General features: G+C 59.8%; 17 protein-coding genes and 1 pseudogene. 10 read left to right on the top strand and 8 right to left on the bottom strand.

Going from position 1 to position 16,556, the window contains the following annotated elements; translation table 11 throughout:
• Positions 1-65 precede the first annotated feature (65 nt).
• The 3 genes from AC0L2U_RS32750 (at position 66) to AC0L2U_RS32740 (ending at position 3,694) form a co-directional block, all read left to right on the top strand.
• On the top strand, positions 66-1,586 hold the full coding sequence (locus AC0L2U_RS32750) for a trimethylamine methyltransferase family protein (RefSeq protein ID WP_473603451.1): 1,521 nt from the start codon (positions 66-68) through the stop codon (positions 1,584-1,586).
• Between the two features lie 164 nt (positions 1,587-1,750).
• Positions 1,751-2,806, top strand: a complete 1,056-nt coding sequence (locus AC0L2U_RS32745) for a GlxA family transcriptional regulator (RefSeq protein WP_473603450.1) — start codon at positions 1,751-1,753, stop codon at positions 2,804-2,806.
• A 282-nt stretch (positions 2,807-3,088) separates the two neighbouring features.
• Entirely contained in the window at positions 3,089-3,694 is a 606-nt protein-coding gene (locus tag AC0L2U_RS32740) for a GntR family transcriptional regulator (RefSeq protein ID WP_473603449.1), read from the top strand.
• 151 nt (positions 3,695-3,845) lie between these two features.
• Here AC0L2U_RS32740 and AC0L2U_RS32735 read toward each other — a convergent pair whose 3' ends face one another.
• From AC0L2U_RS32735 to AC0L2U_RS32725, 3 genes are all read right to left on the bottom strand, one after another.
• Positions 3,846-5,882 carry a hydantoinase/oxoprolinase N-terminal domain-containing protein gene (locus AC0L2U_RS32735; protein ID WP_473603448.1) on the bottom strand — a complete coding sequence of 679 codons (2,037 nt, stop codon included), beginning with the start codon at positions 5,880-5,882 and terminating at the stop codon, positions 3,846-3,848.
• A 105-nt stretch (positions 5,883-5,987) separates the two neighbouring features.
• Positions 5,988-6,800, bottom strand: a complete 813-nt coding sequence (locus AC0L2U_RS32730) for an SDR family NAD(P)-dependent oxidoreductase (protein WP_473603447.1) — start codon at positions 6,798-6,800, stop codon at positions 5,988-5,990.
• 9 nt (positions 6,801-6,809) lie between these two features.
• Complete coding sequence (locus AC0L2U_RS32725; RefSeq protein ID WP_473603446.1) at positions 6,810-7,571, bottom strand: SDR family NAD(P)-dependent oxidoreductase; 762 nt, start codon at positions 7,569-7,571, stop codon at positions 6,810-6,812.
• A 351-nt stretch (positions 7,572-7,922) separates the two neighbouring features.
• Here AC0L2U_RS32725 and AC0L2U_RS32720 point away from each other — a divergent pair, with 351 nt between their 5' ends.
• Positions 7,923-8,105 (top strand): tautomerase family protein, encoded by a 183-nt coding sequence (locus AC0L2U_RS32720; RefSeq protein ID WP_473603445.1) that lies wholly within the window; start codon positions 7,923-7,925, stop codon positions 8,103-8,105.
• A gap of 37 nt (positions 8,106-8,142) precedes the next feature.
• Positions 8,143-9,390, top strand: coding sequence for a M24 family metallopeptidase (locus AC0L2U_RS32715; RefSeq protein WP_473603443.1), 1,248 nt, complete (start codon positions 8,143-8,145; stop codon positions 9,388-9,390).
• Positions 9,391-9,774: 384 nt separating this feature from the next.
• Here the strand turns inward: AC0L2U_RS32715 and AC0L2U_RS32710 are convergent, their stop codons facing one another.
• The gene (locus AC0L2U_RS32710; RefSeq protein WP_473603442.1) at positions 9,775-9,915 is read right to left on the bottom strand and encodes a hypothetical protein; all 141 of its coding nucleotides are present in this window, start codon (positions 9,913-9,915) and stop codon (positions 9,775-9,777) included.
• A gap of 316 nt (positions 9,916-10,231) precedes the next feature.
• On the opposite strand from AC0L2U_RS32710, the gene AC0L2U_RS32705 reads away from it, so the two are divergent.
• The 3 genes from AC0L2U_RS32705 to AC0L2U_RS32695 all read left to right on the top strand — a co-directional run bounded on the left by AC0L2U_RS32705 (position 10,232) and on the right by AC0L2U_RS32695 (position 11,244).
• Positions 10,232-10,627 carry an amidohydrolase family protein gene (locus tag AC0L2U_RS32705; protein ID WP_473603440.1) on the top strand — a complete coding sequence of 132 codons (396 nt, stop codon included), beginning with the start codon at positions 10,232-10,234 and terminating at the stop codon, positions 10,625-10,627.
• 137 nt (positions 10,628-10,764) lie between these two features.
• A complete protein-coding gene (locus AC0L2U_RS32700; RefSeq protein ID WP_473603439.1) occupies positions 10,765-11,022 on the top strand; it encodes a response regulator in 258 nt (85 codons plus the stop codon).
• A 48-nt stretch (positions 11,023-11,070) separates the two neighbouring features.
• Complete coding sequence (locus AC0L2U_RS32695; RefSeq protein WP_473603438.1) at positions 11,071-11,244, top strand: hypothetical protein; 174 nt, start codon at positions 11,071-11,073, stop codon at positions 11,242-11,244.
• 96 nt (positions 11,245-11,340) lie between these two features.
• Here the strand turns inward: AC0L2U_RS32695 and AC0L2U_RS32690 are convergent.
• Positions 11,341-12,370, bottom strand: a pseudogene (locus AC0L2U_RS32690) (IS110 family RNA-guided transposase).
• Between the two features lie 124 nt (positions 12,371-12,494).
• Between AC0L2U_RS32690 and AC0L2U_RS32685 the strand changes: the two are divergent.
• Positions 12,495-13,235 carry an IS5 family transposase gene (locus AC0L2U_RS32685; RefSeq protein WP_473603436.1) on the top strand — a complete coding sequence of 247 codons (741 nt, stop codon included), beginning with the start codon at positions 12,495-12,497 and terminating at the stop codon, positions 13,233-13,235.
• A 109-nt stretch (positions 13,236-13,344) separates the two neighbouring features.
• Here AC0L2U_RS32685 and AC0L2U_RS32680 read toward each other — a convergent pair whose 3' ends face one another.
• From AC0L2U_RS32680 to AC0L2U_RS32670, 3 genes are all read right to left on the bottom strand, one after another.
• Positions 13,345-13,647, bottom strand: coding sequence for an IS66 family transposase zinc-finger binding domain-containing protein (locus tag AC0L2U_RS32680; RefSeq protein WP_473603435.1), 303 nt, complete (start codon positions 13,645-13,647; stop codon positions 13,345-13,347).
• A complete protein-coding gene (locus AC0L2U_RS32675) occupies positions 13,625-13,741 on the bottom strand; it encodes a hypothetical protein (RefSeq protein ID WP_473603433.1) in 117 nt (38 codons plus the stop codon). The genes AC0L2U_RS32680 and AC0L2U_RS32675 overlap by 23 nt, the downstream gene beginning before the upstream one ends.
• A gap of 118 nt (positions 13,742-13,859) precedes the next feature.
• A complete protein-coding gene (locus AC0L2U_RS32670) occupies positions 13,860-14,159 on the bottom strand; it encodes a transposase (RefSeq protein ID WP_473603464.1) in 300 nt (99 codons plus the stop codon).
• A 2,047-nt stretch (positions 14,160-16,206) separates the two neighbouring features.
• Here AC0L2U_RS32670 and AC0L2U_RS32665 point away from each other — a divergent pair.
• Positions 16,207-16,458, top strand: a complete 252-nt coding sequence (locus AC0L2U_RS32665; RefSeq protein ID WP_473603432.1) for a hypothetical protein — start codon at positions 16,207-16,209, stop codon at positions 16,456-16,458.
• Positions 16,459-16,556 lie beyond the last annotated feature (98 nt).

Genomic DNA, 16,556 nt, shown 5'->3' with positions numbered 1-16,556 from the left:
ATTAATCGTTGGTCGTCAGAGGGATATTTCGACTATATTATACCATCAATCAAGGGGTTACCAGCATGTCCGCACGTCCAGGAGGCCGCGATGCCCGGCAGAAAATGCGTTCCGAAAGGTCGGTCACATATATGCCTCCAATGGACCGCGGGCTGCCGTATATGGACCTGCTGAGCGCCGACGAGTTGGAGCGCCTTCATGAGTACTCCATCCAGATACTGGAAGAAATCGGCATTGAATTCCGGGATGACGAAGCGATAACCTATTGGAGGGCCGCCGGCGCCGACGTGCAAGATCAACGCGTCAGGATCGACCGAAACCTCCTCATGGACCTCGTGGCGAAGGCCCCCGAGACGATTACTGTGCACGCCCGCAACCCGGCAAAGACCGTGACCCTTGGCGGCCGAAAGACCATCTTCACCCCCGCATATGGTTCGCCGAACGTGCTGGACCTGGAAGGCAGGCGACGGAACTCGACGATCGCCGATTTCGTGAACTTCGCGAAGCTGGCCTATCAGGCGCCCGCCATGCATATGACGGGCGGCGTCCTTTGCGAGCCGATGGACGTGGCCGTTCCCAAGCGCCATCTGCATATGAACTACAGCCTGATCAAATACTCCGACAAAGCTTTCATGGGGGCCGTCACCTCGCGCGAGAGGGCTGAAGACACCGTTTCCATGGCTAAGATCGTGTTCGGTGACGAATTCGTCCACAACAACACCGTCACTGTATCGATTGCGAACTGCAATTCGCCGCTGGTATGGGACTCGACGATGCTCGACGCGGTCAAGGTCTACGCGGCGAGCAATCAGGCAATCCTGTTCACCCCGTTTGTCCTGGCCGGCGCTAGCACCCCGGCAAGTACCCTGGCAGCGGTCGCGCAGCTCAATGCCGAGGCGCTGGCTGGTGTAGCCTTCGCGCAACTCGTGCGACCGGGAGCCCCCGCAATCTATGGGCAGTGGCTCGCCACGGTTTCCATGAAGACCGGCGCACCCATGGCAGGAACGCCGGAAATCGACCACATGAATATGTTGGTCGGTCAGCTGGCGAGGCGCTACAAGCTCCCCTGGCGCTGCAGCGGCATGTGCACGAGTTCCAAGCTCGTCGATGCCCAGGCGGGATATGAGGCAGCCCGCAACATGTATGGCGTGCTTATGGCTGGGGCGAACTTTGTTCTTTCGACCACCGGTTATCTCGAGGGAGCCCTCACCCAGAGCTACAGCAAGTTCATGCTCGACGCAGAGCAGATGGTCATGTTCTACAAGCTCGGACAGGGTCTGGTGAAAAGTGAGCTGGATGAGACGCTTGATGCGATCCGCCAGAGCGAGCCCGGCGGCCATTATCTCGGGACCGCCCACACGCTCAAGAACTTCGAGCAAGCGTTCTTTGTGCCAGATCTGATGGACCACGACAGCTTTGAGCAATGGTCGTTCGGTGGGTCAAGGGACGCCGACACCCGGGGGCGCGACGCGGCAGTAAAAGCGCTGAGGGAGTATCAGGCCCCGCCTCTCGACGAAGCCATTGACGAAGCGCTGCTCGATTTCATGAAGCGCAAGGAACTCCAGATCGGCGACGCGGTCCTCTAGAACGGCCGGCGCAGGCCGAAGAAACGGCAGCTCACGGCAGTCGTCGCGCGATATTGCGTGCGACCATCAGTGGCCGTGACGGAGTGCGATGCGTACCAGTTAGCTGAATCGCACTAAGGCTCTCCGATCAACCGGCAAGCTTGCGAAAGGTATGGAACAAGCTGATGAACGCACCTCCCGACATGAATGCCATGAGGGCTTTGACCACATTTGACAGCCACATGCGCGGCGGCCAGCCCGTCGACCTCGTTGTGCTGGTCTTGCCTGGCTTTTCGCAATTGGCACTCCACGCGTTCATCGAACCGTTCCGCATTGCCAATGTACTTTCAAAGCTGGCGTTGTTCCGGTGGCGCATAGCAGGACTTGACGCACGGCCGGTCGTGGGCGCGAGCGGGTTGTCGGTGGCGGTAGATTTGACCGTCGATGACCTGGACGTTTGTATCGGTGGGAAGGCACCAAACCACCTGGCGATCATCGCCGGGGAACCCGTGAGCACGCGCCTGCCGCCCCAGATAACTAACGTCTTGCGGACATTCGCACGCCGCGGGATTCCAATCTCGGCACTTGGCACAGCACCCTGGCTTCTAGCGCAGACAGGTCTGCTTTCAGGTACGCGTTGCACGATCCATTGGTCGAGACTGGCCGCTTTCTCGGAGATGTTCCAACAGACGCAGGCGCGGGATGCGCTTTTCGTAAAGGACGGACAATTTGCAACCTGCGCCGGGGAGCTGGCGGCCTTCGATCTCGCCGTCGACCTGATCTCGGGGCACGTCAGCGGGGCGATCGCCCAAGAGATCTGCCGGTACGCAACGGTTGACGGGCAACGATCTGGTTCGAACCGACAGACGGGGCCAACAGGCCTTGCGTTCGCCGGCGCAAGCGACAAGCTTCTGATGGCGATGCGCATTATGGAAGAATACGTAGAAAACCCTTTAAGCATGACGGAGGTCTCCCGACGCGTCGGCATATCACGACGTCAGCTGGAGCGCCTGTTCGCAGCTCACGTTCACATGCCTCCAGTGCGCCATTACCTTCGCGTGCGTGTCGAGCACGCCAAACGCCTGATCGAAGGCACAAGCTTGCCGATTATCGATATCGCAATGGCTTGCGGCTTCATGTCTGCTTCGCACTTCGCAAAGTCCTTCAGGACCTTCCATGGAGTGTCACCTCAGCAATGCCGTATTGCGCTACCAGCGTGGGTCGGGCCCGGCCTTGGTTGACACAGCTATAAACGACCGCCGGACGCGCCGGCGTCTGCAGCGCAATAAGCTGCTTTGACTTCAATCGGCTGGGTACCTACGCGGCGTAGACGCTCATGAAAACGGCAAAACGCTCTAGGCTTTCGGAGCATCTGACAGCTAGGAGACATTGTGACTTGCGGATCTACCGACATGACCGAAGGCGCGGCTAAAATCACACTCGCCACTACGGTCTATCAACAGCTTCGTGGCGATCTTCTGCGCGGCGTATATGAAAGCCAAAGCAAATTGCGGGTCGGATGAGTGGTCTCCCGCTACGGAGCCGGCACTTCGCCGGTTCGTGAGGCACTCAACCGACTTGCCTCCGAAGGTCTCCTGGGCCGCCACGACCAGCGCGGTTTCTTCATCATACCGGTTAGCGCTGAAGAGTTGGGGGAGCTAACCCGCACGCGCTGCTGGCTTGAGGAACTGGCACTACGTGAATCCATCATCAACCGAACCGGCGAATGGGAAGAGCAGTTGGTGCTGGCTCTGCACCGGCTGGCGCGCGCCCGGCGTCGCCTGCCGCAGGATCCTCGCTCTACCAATCCGGAATGGGAAAAGCTGCACCGCGCCTTTCATCGGGCGCTGATCGGGGGTTGCCGCTCGCACTGGTTGAGCGATTTTTGCGATCAGCTTGCCGACCAAGCCTCCCGCTATCGGCTGATTTCTCAGGGTGATTGCGAGCGCGACGAGATCGGCGAGCATCGGCTGATCGCCGAGCGCGCCGTGGATGGCGATGCTGAAGGCGCCGTGGAAGCGCTGCTGAATCACTACCGTCTCACAGCGGCCATATGCATGGAGCGCTTCGAGGTAACCTGCGATCCGCGTGTGAGTACGGCCAAGCCGCTGAACAGCCTAGGGCTCTGAGCGCCCCCGCATCTGCTTGCAGGCGCACCCGCCCCTTTTTTGCCGAGGCTCGCGCCATACAATTTTACGAAACGTGCGCTCCGTATCCGTCCGGAATTGCGTCAAGGCAGGGGATAACGCCGTTCACCGTTTCCGTGAACAGTGACTGTAGCTAGACCGCTATCCTGGGTCTACCCGACGCGACCGCCAGCACTTGTGCCTCAATGAAGAGACGCTGACCTTCCACGGTCGAAACCCGATATTCGGTGGTAACCTCAATCTCGGCGCTGTCGGTGCCCGCATCTCTTGCGGTACCCGCGACAAGGGCGCGGACATCGGCCTCTGCGGCCGCGATGGCCGATGGTTCATCGAGGAAATCGCGAACCCTACCACCAGACGCAAGGCGAAAGAGTCCGTCTTTGGGTTGGCTGACCTGCGCCTCGGCTGACACGCGCACTTGGCCGACTACCGCGCCAAGCGCATTGGCGACATCGGTATCTTTCGGCACGACGCATTCATTGCCGACTAGGGGCGGCAGGCCGGCATAATGCAGTGGCGCCGAGGCGCCGAGGCCGATGACCGGGCGGTCGAGCGCAACGCTCAGGCGGGCGATGCCGGGATGCGCGTCGACGGCGCGCTGCACCAGGGCGTGCGCCACCGTCGACGCGCCATCGAGCCCATCCTCGGCAAAGGCGGTCTCGAGGATATATTCGGCCGACCAGCGCGTCAGCGTCACCAGCACCCGTTCCGAAATCGCTTCCGGCGAAGCGGCGATGTTCTGGCCACGGCCGTCACGCTTGCGGGCGAACAATTCGGCACCGAGGCGCGCGGTGATGGGATCCCAGTTCGCCTGCTTGCCGAGCACATGGGCGGCGTCCGACGGGGTGAAGCCGGCGACATGCACCAGCCCGCGCGACACCAGCCGGTTCAGCGTCGCGTTCTGCGCGTTGGAACTCAAAAGCCTGTCGACGGCGAGCGGCACGGCACCGATCAGCTCGTAGAGCCTGGCTTCGGCGCCGGTCAGGCCGGCGGCGAGCCGGTCGGGCACGCCGGTGCGCACCGCGAAGCGGCCGTCCATGCGGCCGGGATTGGGCGCCCGCAGCTGGCGTTCGAGTTCGGAGGTGACAGCTATACCGTGCGCCATGCCGGCCAGCGCCAACGGCACCAGGCGGCGCGGTCCAAGCAGAATCTTCGGGTTGAGCGCGCCATCTTCCAGCGCCACTTCGGAATCGCCGCCGAGGCCGAAGGTGCGCATGGCGACGGCCTCGACCATGGTGCGGAAGCCGCCGACGGTGGCGCCTTCCGGATCGAGCCTGGGACGGCCGCCATCGAGCACGGCGACGTCGGTGGTGGTGCCGCCGATGTCGGACACCACAGCATTGTCGAGCCCGGTCATGTGGCGGGCGCCGACCAGGCTGGCGGCCGGGCCGGACAGGATGGTCTCGATCGGCCGCTGGCGGGCGAACGCCGCCGAAACCAGCGCGCCATCGCCGCGCACCACCATCAGCGGTGCCGCGATGTTGCGTTCTCCAAGAAAACCTTCGGTTGCCGCCACCAGCCGGTCGATCATCGAGATCAGCCTGGCGTTGAGCAAAGTGGTCAACGCCCGGCGTGGGCCGCCGAGCTTGGCCGACAGCTCATGGCTCGATGTGACCGGCAGGCCTATCTTTTCACGGATCAACTCGCGGGCGGCGATCTCATGCGCCGGATTGCGGGTGGCAAAATAGGCGCAGACGGCAAAGCCGGACACCGAGGCGCCGAGTTCCGGCAACGCCGCCTCCAGTCCAGACAGATCGAGCTTGGCGGCATTGCCGTGCACATCGTGGCCGCCCGGACAAAAAACCACCGGATCGGTGCCGAGCGCGGCCTTCAGCCCGTCGCGGGCGAGGTCGCCCTCGGAAAAGCCGATCATCACCAGCGCGACGCGGCCGCCCTGGCCCTCGACAAGCGCGTTGGTGGCAAGCGTCGTCGACATCGACACCAGCTTGATATCAGCCGGATCGGTTCCGGCTTTCTGCAGCACCGCATCGACGGCGCCGGAAATGCCGACCGCCAGATCGTGCCTCGTGGTCAACGCCTTGGCCTTGGCCAGCACCTTGCCCTTGTTCGGTCCCTGTTGCGGGCCTTCCGTTTCGGACCACAGCACGGCATCGGTGTAGGTGCCGCCGGTGTCGATCCCGAGGAACAGCGGCTTTGTCTTCAAACTCACTGCGGATAGCCGTTTGGTGAGAGTTCGTTGGACTTGCCTCGCAGGCTGGCGGGATTCTCGTTTCTTAGCAGAGACCCCTGCGAGCAGCTTGCCGTCTGGCGCACGTTATGCCTGGGCTTTCGTCAGCTTGGCCCGATATTCTTCATCCAGGATCGCCGGGAGAGAGATCTTTTTGGTGCGAGCGCCGTCGACGGAGATCATTTCGCCACTGACAAAAGTGGAATCGTCACTTGCCAACCACAGGACTGCATTGGCTATCTCCTTGGGAGCGCCAATTCTACCCACGGGATGCAGCTGCCCCAATTCGCGCTCAATTAGGGCTCGATCCGGATGCATCTCAACGTATGCGCGGTTCAGATCAGTGTCGATCCAGCCCGGGCAGACGGTGTTACAACGAATTCCATCGGGACCAAGGTCAACAGACAGCCCGAGGGTCAGTCCATGAACACCGGCTTTTGAGGCCGCATAGGCTGTGTGCCAGGGGTTGACCATATACCCTTCGACCGACCCGATATTGACGATCGCCCCCCCGCCCTGACGTCTCATTTCAGGGACGATATATTTAGCCATTAAGAAAGGCCCGCGGAGGTTAACGGCCATGAGCCGGTCCCACTCTTCGGCTGTCTGGTCATCTATGGTCTTGTGCATGACCAAACCGGCATTGTTGACCAGGATATCGATCCGGCCGAACTTCTGGAGGACATCATCGACGAAAGTCCGGATCGACACCTCTTTGGTCACATCAAGAGTGAGAGCGGTAATTCCCTCGCCGCCATGCGCACCGGAAGAACGATCGTCTCGCAGGTCGCCGACGACGACAGTGGCGCCCTCTTCAGCAAGCTTCTCCGCGATTGCACGCCCTATGCCCTGATTGCCCCCGGTAACGATGGCGACCTTGCCTGATACACGACTACCCAAAATGTCCTCCTATCCTGCCGTGAAGCCGCCATCTATTGGAATAGCGACGCCTGTGATGTGCCTGGCGCCGTCACTTGCGAGGAACAGCGTTAGACTTGCGATTTCCTTGGGCGTAGCCACGCGGCCCTGTGGTATCGAATCGACGTTCCTCTGCAGTATTTCTTCCGCGGTGACAGATTTATGGTGAGCCGACACCAGCATCGGTGTATCGACGGCCCCGGGACAGACCGCATTAATGGTGATCTGCTCTTTGGCGTGATCCAGGGCCATGGCCTGTGTCATGAGCACGACCGCACCTTTGGAAGCGCAGTATGCCACGAGCCCAGAACAACCGACCAAACCGACATTCGAAGCGACATTGATAATGCTGCCGCCGCCGGTATCCCGCATGGATTTCACGGCGGCTCGGCTAAAGTAGAATACGCCATTGACGTTGGCCTCGAAGGTTTGCCGCCAGTCATCATCGCTAGTGTCAATCGCATTGCCACGCCGGATGATGCCGGCGCTGTTTACCAGCACGTCAACCTTGCCAAAGCGCTCGACGCAAGAATTTACCACCTCGTCCGCAAAGACAGAGTCAGCCACGTCCCCCAGCATTAGCTGCGCGGTGCAGCCAAGGTTTTCGACGACCTCCAGAGCCCGTTGACCACGTTCTCGATCGCGGCCGACCAGCAGCAGTGTCGCGCCCGCCGACGCGAACGCCTCCGAAATGGCGCCGCCGATTCCAGATGTTGCGCCCGTGACGATAACGATCTTCTTGGATTGGGTCATATGCCAGTCGCCTGTATACGATTAGCCCGACGAAACCGCCGCCCGGCACATCTCCTGATCTAGGGCCCCAGACCGCACCTTCGCAAGCGACCAAAAAGTCATGCTTCGGACAAGCTAAAGTCATGACGTCACAACAGCAGGGGCTTGCCTAATTGCAGGCTCCCATACTCATGACTCCTGGTTATCCAGTTCGACAATAATACTCATTTGAATGAGGGGGCGCCGCTGCCTATAGCTGCCTATCGGGGGCCTCTGCGTGGTCGCGCACGATGCCTGGCTAGATCCGCAAAACGCGTAGTCATCCTCGCAAGCTATGATCAAGCTCAGCAGCAGCCCAACAAGGAGCGTGTTATGCCAGTCATCCACATCGAAACGTTTAAGACTGATGATGATAAGAAGGAAGAAATTGCCGCAGAGATCACCAAGGTGTTCTGCGAGAAATCAAACCTGAAGCCGGAACAAGTCCACGTTGTTTTCGATGAGTACACCCCGAACAACTGGGCAACCGGGGGCAAGCTCTGGTCCAGAAAGTAAGGCACAGGCCCGAGCCATCAAGGTAAGCGAGGAACCTATGAGCGACACCAGATTGGCCTCACCCGGCCCTGACACGTCCCTGCTCGGCGACAACTGGAGCGATTTGCGACAGTTCCGCCAGATGCCTGAAATCGATGCTCAAAGGCTCGACAAGTACCGCAAAGATCGCCTAAGGGCTGCGATGCGCGCGCCAGACGTGGCCATGTGCGTTCTCTTAAGCCCGATCAGCCTTCGCTACGCGATCGGTTACAACGTCTATCCACTCTTCCAATCCCATATCCCCGTGACCTACCTCTTCATGCCTGTCGACGGGCCGATCGTTCTACATGCCGGTCTTGGGAATGGATCTACCGCCGACGTGTCACGGGTAGGACGTCCGATTTCATTCTTCGAGGGCGGCGGTGAGTTGACGGAGAACGCCCGTCTCTTTGCGGATGACATTGTTCAGTACTTGAGCGAGATCGGGTCCACGAACCGCAGGGTAGCGGTTGAATATGTAAATCCGAGCGTCACACTGGCGTTGCTGCAGCGCGGAATCGAGGTTATCGATGCCGTCGACATCGCCGAAGGGGCACGCGTCATCAAGTCGCCTGATGAGGTCGAATGCATTCGGTGGGCATGCGCCGTGGCTGAGCATGGCATAGCCCGCATGCAGGCCAGCATGGGACCTAGCGTCACCGAAGTCCAACTGTGGGGAATCCTCAATTACACCAACCTTGCCAACATGGGCGGTTGGCATGAAGGACGGATGCTGGCGTCTGGCCCTCGCATCAATCCGTGGCTTCAGGAAGCAACCCAGCGGGTTATCGAGCCAGGAGACCTCGTTGGGTTCGACACAGACATGGTCGGCCCGTTCGGTTATTTTTGCGATGTTTCGCGGACTTTCTACTACGGTAATGACCGTCCAACGGCACGTCAGCGACAACTCTACCGCTACGCCTATGACGAATTGCACACCAACCTGAAGCTTATTCGTCCGGGTCTGACCATGAAAGACCTTCAAGAGAAGGCTTGGCCGGTGCCCGAGGAATTTCACCAGCAGGCCTACACCTGCCTCATGCACGGCGTCGGAATGTGCGACGAATATCCGCAGGTAAAGCCGATATTTAGAGGACCAGCTGCCTTCGAGGCGACCCTCGAAGCCGGCATGGTTGTTTGCGTTGAGTCCTACATAGGTGCGGTCGGCGAGCGAGACGGTGTGAAGCTTGAGGAACAGGTTCTCGTAACGGCAGACGGATATGAACTGCTATCGTCGTATCCCTTTGAAGACCGCCTGCTGGACTAGATAATACGGCCTTGGGTAGCGCTGTATGAGGCAAAAAAGTAACAGCCAGGAGCCAAAGAGCTTCTGGCGGGGTTCAACGAGCGACATGAGCAAGAAGCGATGACTTGGATCCACGAACAAGTGGCGGCGACCCTCCTTGCCGACACACACGAGCATCTCGTCGAAGAATCCAGACGCCTTTTCCCAATAAACGACTGGCTGCTACCGTGTGACGACTGGTCATTGCTGTTTTAAGAATATCTGCAGGATGACCTTTTTTCTGCGGGGATGGTTCTATGATCCGGATGTTACCGCAGCAGATAAGTACGCGATCGTCGCTCCCTATTGGGAGCGCCTTCAACCTACCGGTTATGGACGAAATTTTAGCATTACGATCCGAGAGCTTTATGGCGTCGGCTCCTTTTCGTAGATAATATCGAGCTTTTGATAGCCGATATCGTGCTCCTGCAGCAGGACCTCAGCATGAAGGAAATTACCCGGTGCAGCCTTGCCGACATTGCGAAGGTCAAGGCGGGAACTGGGCATCGAAATTGACTCATTCGCTGACTGGCTGGCGGCGGTCGACCTTTATTTCGAGCGCTTTGGCCGGCGCGTGGTCGCTGTAAAATACGTCGGGGCGTACTATAGGGCTTTTGAATTTGCTCATGTCCGTCGACATGTAGCAGAACGCCATTTTTCGACACTAGTCGCGCCATGTCCCTTTATTGGCATCGAAGGCGCAAGCGCTCGAAGATTACCTGTTTCACTACTGCCTGCAGAAAGCGCAGGATTACGGACTGCCCGTGAAAATCCACACGGGATATCATGCGTAATTTAATGCCCCTCGGAAGAGTGCGCGATAATGCAACCGACGTCTGCAAACTGTAATGTCCGATTTGTGCTCATGCATATCGGTTATCCGTATCAAGATGAATATATCGCGCTCTGCAAACACTATACCAGTGCCTATGCCGACATGTGTTGGGCATGGATTATCAACCCGAAAGCCTCAGTTCGATTCCTGACCGAGTTCCTGGTCTCGGTGCCCGCTAGCAAAATCCTCACGTTTGGCGGGGATTTCATTGTCGCGGAAAACATTGTCGGCCACAGCGTCATAGCGCGCCGAGGCATTGCTGAGGCCCTTTCGGCACTGGTGCATCGAGGTTGGAAAGACCGCGGTGCTGTTCCTGAGCTGATCACCCGCCTCATGCACCGGAATGCCGAGGAACTGTTCTCGAATGTAGCTGGTCCGGCCTGAGTGAGACGGCGGGGGAACAAAGGGGAAGGACAAATGCTCCAAGACTAAACGACTTTGCCCTGGCTACCGAACTGCGGTACGCCTTCGTCAGGGCGGGTGCAACTGTCAACTACCCGGCGGAAACCATCGAAGATGCCTTGGACGCCATCATGTCGTCGGCTGCTATTGACGGGGCCGTCCTCAGTGTGAACCTGCAAGGCGAGGCGGCCTTCGCCGCGGCTGAACATCTGCAGCGGCGCCAAATCCCGTTTGTATTTCTGGCGGGCTTCAACGCTTCGAATATCCCTGAAAGCTTCTGGAATACGGCTAGGTTTGAGAAGCCTGTTGACGTCGATCGGCTGACGGGAGTCATGGAGGCTCTTGTATCGGCGCGTAAACCTCTGTCTCACGCTTAGAGGCCGTTTGGAAAATCGGAAAATTGGGATTTCGGCGGAGGCTGGTTTGTGATTCATGTGTGGACGGCCCCCGTTGAGCAAGAAGATTCTGACAATGGCAATACTGAAGCGGTCAGGTTCATTCATGTGTTCGGCCTGTTTTTGTGCGGCCTCAGGCCGCTGGCCATGATGGTGTCGGTGGATCGGGCCCTCATCAAGCTGCCGCGCTGCGATGCGCGTTGAATCACTCAGGTTCTCCCGATCCCCGGCTTGACCGGATCTGCATCACTGATGTCGTTCTCTCCTGCCCAAACTGGATGTCATTTCGCGCGACCGTCGTTACCCTCGAGCCATTGACGGCTTCGCGCGGTAGTTTTCCTCACGCGCCATCACCGCCCAGGCGATTCGCGCTACCTTGTTGGCGACAGCGACTGTGACCAGCCGTGCCGGCTTACGCTCGAGCAACTGGTTCGCCCAGGTACTGACGGTCGTCGCTTTTCGCCGTGTGTATCGGATGACCGCCGTGGCGCCGACGACGAGGAGATGCCGTAAATAGCGATCTCCCATCTTCGAGATTCCTCCCATTCTGTCTTTGCCACCGGAGGAATGTTGTTTTGGAACAAGGCCGAGCCAAGCAGCGAATTGACGACCGGAGCGGAAGACTTTTGCGTCGACGACGGTGGCAGCGAGGGCGGTCGCCGTGATGAAGCCGATTCCGGGAATAGTTGAAAGCCGCCGGCAGACCTGGTTCGTGCGATACCATGCCAGAAGCTCAATCTCGATCTTCCGGATTTGTGCGCCAAGCCCTTCGATCGTTCGGGCGAGGAGGATAAGAACCTGTCGCGCCATCGCGGGGAGCGGCCCATCGCCCTTGTCAAGAGCTTCGATTAGACCACGGACATGGGCCCGGCCCTTCGGTGCGACGACGCCATACTCGGCCAGATGCGCCCGCATCGCGCTGATTTGCGCTGTGCGCTGCCGAACCAAGAGGGTGGCGAGCCCGATGAAGCATCAGAATGCTCTGGGCATCCGCCGATTTGACAGCCACGAACCGCATGGTCGGTCGCGTCACCGCCTCGCAGATCGCTTCCGCGTCGGCCGCATCGTTCTTGTTGCGCTTGACGTAGGCCTTTACGTAAGCCGGCGGCATCAACTTGACCACATGCCCGAGTGCAATCAGCTCCCGCGCCCAATGGTGCGTCGTCGCGCAGGCCTCCATGCCGATGAGGCACGGCTGCATATCGCGAAGCAACGGAATAAGCTGATCGCGCCGAACTTTTCGACGGAGCACCGCGTTTCCTGCATTATCGACGCCGTGAACTTGAAAGACGTTCTTGGCGATATCCAATCCGATCGTGATAACTTCCATGCGGACGGTTCCTTCCCTCTGATGGTCCTTTGACAACGCCATCTTGGCACATTGCGATGCCGCTGGGTCGGGGGCCGTCCACCCCATCAAGCTGTGGATGTGGACAGAGCAGAGCCGTGGCCGGATGGCCCAGATTGCCAAGAAGACCAAGCGCTACCCGTCTGATTTGACGGACGAGGAGTGGGAGCAGTTCGCACCGCTGATGCCCAAGCCTGGGCGTCGCGGCCGTCCGCGCGAGATTGATTTCCCGGAGGTGGTCAACGCGGTGCGCTACCTGGTCCGCTCCGGTTGCGGTTGGCGGATGCTGCCGATCCATTTCGGCGCCTGGCAGACGGTCTACGGCTGGTTTCGCGAGTTGGCGCGGCGGTTTCTGTTCCAGACCATCCACGACGTGGCGCTGATGCTGGACCGCGAGCGAGCCGGGCGCGAGGCTAGTCCCACGGCGGGCGTGATCGACAGCCAGTCGGTCAAGGCTCCGCAAGCTGAAACAAGAGGGTACGACGCCGGCAAGAAGATTGTCGGCCGCAAGCGCCATATCGCCGTCGATACGGATGGGCGGCTGTTGATGGTCAACCTGACGCTGGCCGATATCTCCGACAGCGCCGGCGTTCTCGACGGCAGCCGCAAGCGCTGGCCCTGGGTGAAGCATCTGTTAGCCGACGGCGCCTACGATCGGCTCAAGCTCAGGACAAGGCCGCCAATCTCGATTTCGTCATCGACATCCCCGCCGATCCGGCGACCAGAAGGGCTCCAGGTTCTGCCCCGTCGCTGGGTCGTCGAGCGCACCTTCGGCTGGATGACCCGATGCGACGCCTCGTGCGACTACGAGCAGCGCATCGATGTTTCGCACGGTTTCTGCGGATGAGATTGCCGCCCATGGCGACGAGGATCATGGCCGCTCATCCCTGAATTTCAAAAGTAAGCGGTGCGCCAAGGCACCTCCCCATATCATCTTGTGATGCGTCTATGGTAGGTCAGCCGTTAGTCGGCGCGCCGGCGGCGATCACTCCGGGTTGCCATAGCGGGTGACCGCCCTTGGCGGCCATCATCTGGGCCTGACGGTGGAAGGGCAAATGATAACCCCACTTGGCCATCATGATATGGGCGAGCGCGGCATAGCTGAGCTTGCCGCGTGCAATAGCCTCGGCTGGTGCCGGCGCTTGGATGATTTTATCGCAGGCCCGGCAGCTGTACTTGGGTCTAACGGTCTCGATCACCTGCCAGGCCTGGGCGACCAGATCGAGCATCTCCTCACTATCGTCGCCCATGGCGCGCATGTCGCGCCAGGATCGGTAGCCGCGTGTCGTCGGTGTGAATCTTGCTGCGGGTACGGCCGATCTCACGGATGCGATTGTAGATCGGATCGAGCAAGGCGGCGGCGTAGCCGGCGCTGCGCGCAAGCGTGGATCACTCGATATCGACCGCCACCGCAGCCCGGGCAGCATTCGCAAGAGAGCTCGCGAACGACCCGCCTCACCGGGCAGATCGCTCACGTCGATGCACGCGAAGGTTGCCATCGCCTGATCGGCATCAAGCTCGCGCCGGCCATCTGCTTGCCCCAGGCATAGAGCTGTGAGGGAGCTACGCCGAACGCTTCCGCGACCTCGGTCACCGACGACCCCGCCGCGCTCGCTAGGTCGACCAACGCGCGCTTCTCGGTGCAACTCCATAGCTCCGTTGCCGCGAGCGCCCGGGCATCGTTGCACGATCTCCGGCCGGTGCGATGCCGCTTAACTCGGCGACCATATCGCCCCTTGCATGTTCCAATGTCATGGCCCGAAACCTCCATGTTCATCGGCCTGTTGCAAGGTGCCTCGGCGCTTCGCTTACAGTGGACCGTGGCCAAGGCCCAATTCGCCGTCATCTTCGGCGGGCGCTTCATCCGGGCAATGGCGGCATAATGTTCAACAGCCCGCCCGCACATGGAATTCCTGACAGTCCCAGCGGCCACCGGCGCCGGCTACAGCGAGAAGAACCCGCTGCGGCTGGTGCCAGCGCAACGGCTATCGGGAAAGGAACTGGGAGACGCGCGGGGGACTGTCGAGCCGAGCCAAGCTCAGGAAAGGCTCTTACTTCTCGAGCTTCCTGGAGCCGCGGCGCATGCGCAGGGCCAGGTTGACGTCACGAATGCCGTGGCGGCAAGCGCTGCCTTCATCCGGTTCACAGACGGGTGTGCTCGGGGACGAGATTCTCAGATTCCCTTGTCGGGCGCCTGGCGTCCTCGTTGATTCCCGGTACGGCGCCATCGTGTAAGTGCCCTACCCCTCCCCAAAGCTAGCCAAGCAGAACACGCATGAGATGGGCGGCGTCGCGCCGATCAGCCTTGGCGCGGCGGCGGTCACGAGACACGGTGACACTGGTTGCGTGGATTACCTGGCCTAGATGCCGCGGGCACGCAGTCAGCGGGCCAGCCCAAAGCCGTCTCGTCGCGCTTCATAGGCAACCACGACGCGCGCGATCATCCTACCGGCGGCAATAGCTTCCTGGCGCCAGCTTTCCAGCAGACGCATCAGACTGTTCTCGTTTGGCTCGAGCTTTTCAGAGGGCGGCCACGCTTATGATGTGCGGGGTCTCCAACTGTTGCGAACACCTACAAAGCCCGCTTTCTTGGTGAAAAGACGATCATATCGGAGCCGGTTGCTCCCGCACTCGCGAAGCGGCCTTTGAGCCTGGTTCGTCCAATCTAGCGGTCATATCTCCACTGCTCGCGCATCACCGGTCCTTTGCACGCATAGGTATCTCCTGCCAGCAGTTGGTGGCATCGGACGTCTCCACCGACTACGCATATTCCAACTCGCCAGCATCCAGCCATGTCGTGCGCCACAATTGGGGCTAACGCGTGGGTGGCCAACCCCGCTCTACGGCCTTGCCGTGATGCATGCCGATATCTCCTCGGTCGGCCTGCGCCACCACGGCCATATCAAGTGTGATGGAAAGCGCCACGAGGCCGACAGCACGTGGCATCGCAATCAACCAGTACGTCGATTTGATTGGTGACGACGGGCTGCCCAAACGCTTAGCCACAGGGCGGAGCGCAAACCAGCCAAACACGCCGCTTGACACCGCCTGCTCACGGGCACTGTCAGCCGATTACCCTTTCGGATCCTCCCCGGCAACGCAGTACCCTAGTTCACTGCCTGATCCGCACGTGGCCAAATCCACGTTGCGTCTCGGTCGAGCGTTGCAACAGATTCTTCACTGAAATTCATAGACTCTTTGCGGTCGAAAATCGTTTGTGGTTGTATGCTCCATAACGTCTGGGTTCAGTGGCGACAACATCTGGTGCCGCTTCATGCTCCGATCGCCAATGCAATCGTGGGTTATAGCTAATGGCAAGAAGAGCGTTCATCCTGACGGAAAGGAATCGACCAGCTTCGGCTATCTGGCGTGATGCCGACCGATGATGATGTTGGTCAATCGCTTAAGGATGGCAGCGCATCCTGATCGTATTCGCATCCTGGGCCTTTGCGCGCATGCGGACCTAACGGTCTGCGAGCTGGCGAAGATTCTCGATCTGCCTCGGAAGCAACACGTCCGGCCGCTCGCCGGAGCTGACTTGCTTTTCTGCAGCGGACAACGTCCGCCGTTCTCCTACCATCTCAATACAGGAAGGACGGAAGGGGGGCTGGTCCAACTGTTAATCGATCTCCTGCCCGACGACGATGCGTATCACACGCAGGATTCGGAGCGGCTCGAAGCGTCACATGACTCGTGCTCCAAGGGAACCGCCGCTTCATCGTAAATAAGTCGATCTGATTGGAGGCCGAAACTACCATGAAGAAATTCATCTGACGTCGCGCTCGCACAGCCTAGCGGAGGGCCGACGCCAGGAGGCCATGTCCGGCGTGGTGCTGACGGGGCACGGCGGGTTCGAGAAACTTGAGTTCCGCAGCGATCTGCCCGCGCCACTGACTTTCTTCGCTGCACCTTTTAAGACGATATCGTGTTCGAAAACCTCGTCTCCTACATCGAGCGCGGCGAGATCAGGCCCAAGATTGGCAAGACCCACCGTTGGCAGAGATTGTCACGGCACAACAGGATTTTTTGTCGAGGAAACCGGCGGCAAGATCGATCTGCTCGTGCCCTGACGGCCAACCGGCGCTTCTCTGAAAAAGCGAGATAACCATGAAGATCACGGAAATTCACATCTACGCACATAATCTGCCGGTCAAGAACGGCCCCTATG

The sequence above is a fragment of the Mesorhizobium sp. WSM4808 genome, from assembly GCF_055811675.1.
This window is presented reverse-complemented; position numbering and strand designations above follow the sequence as displayed.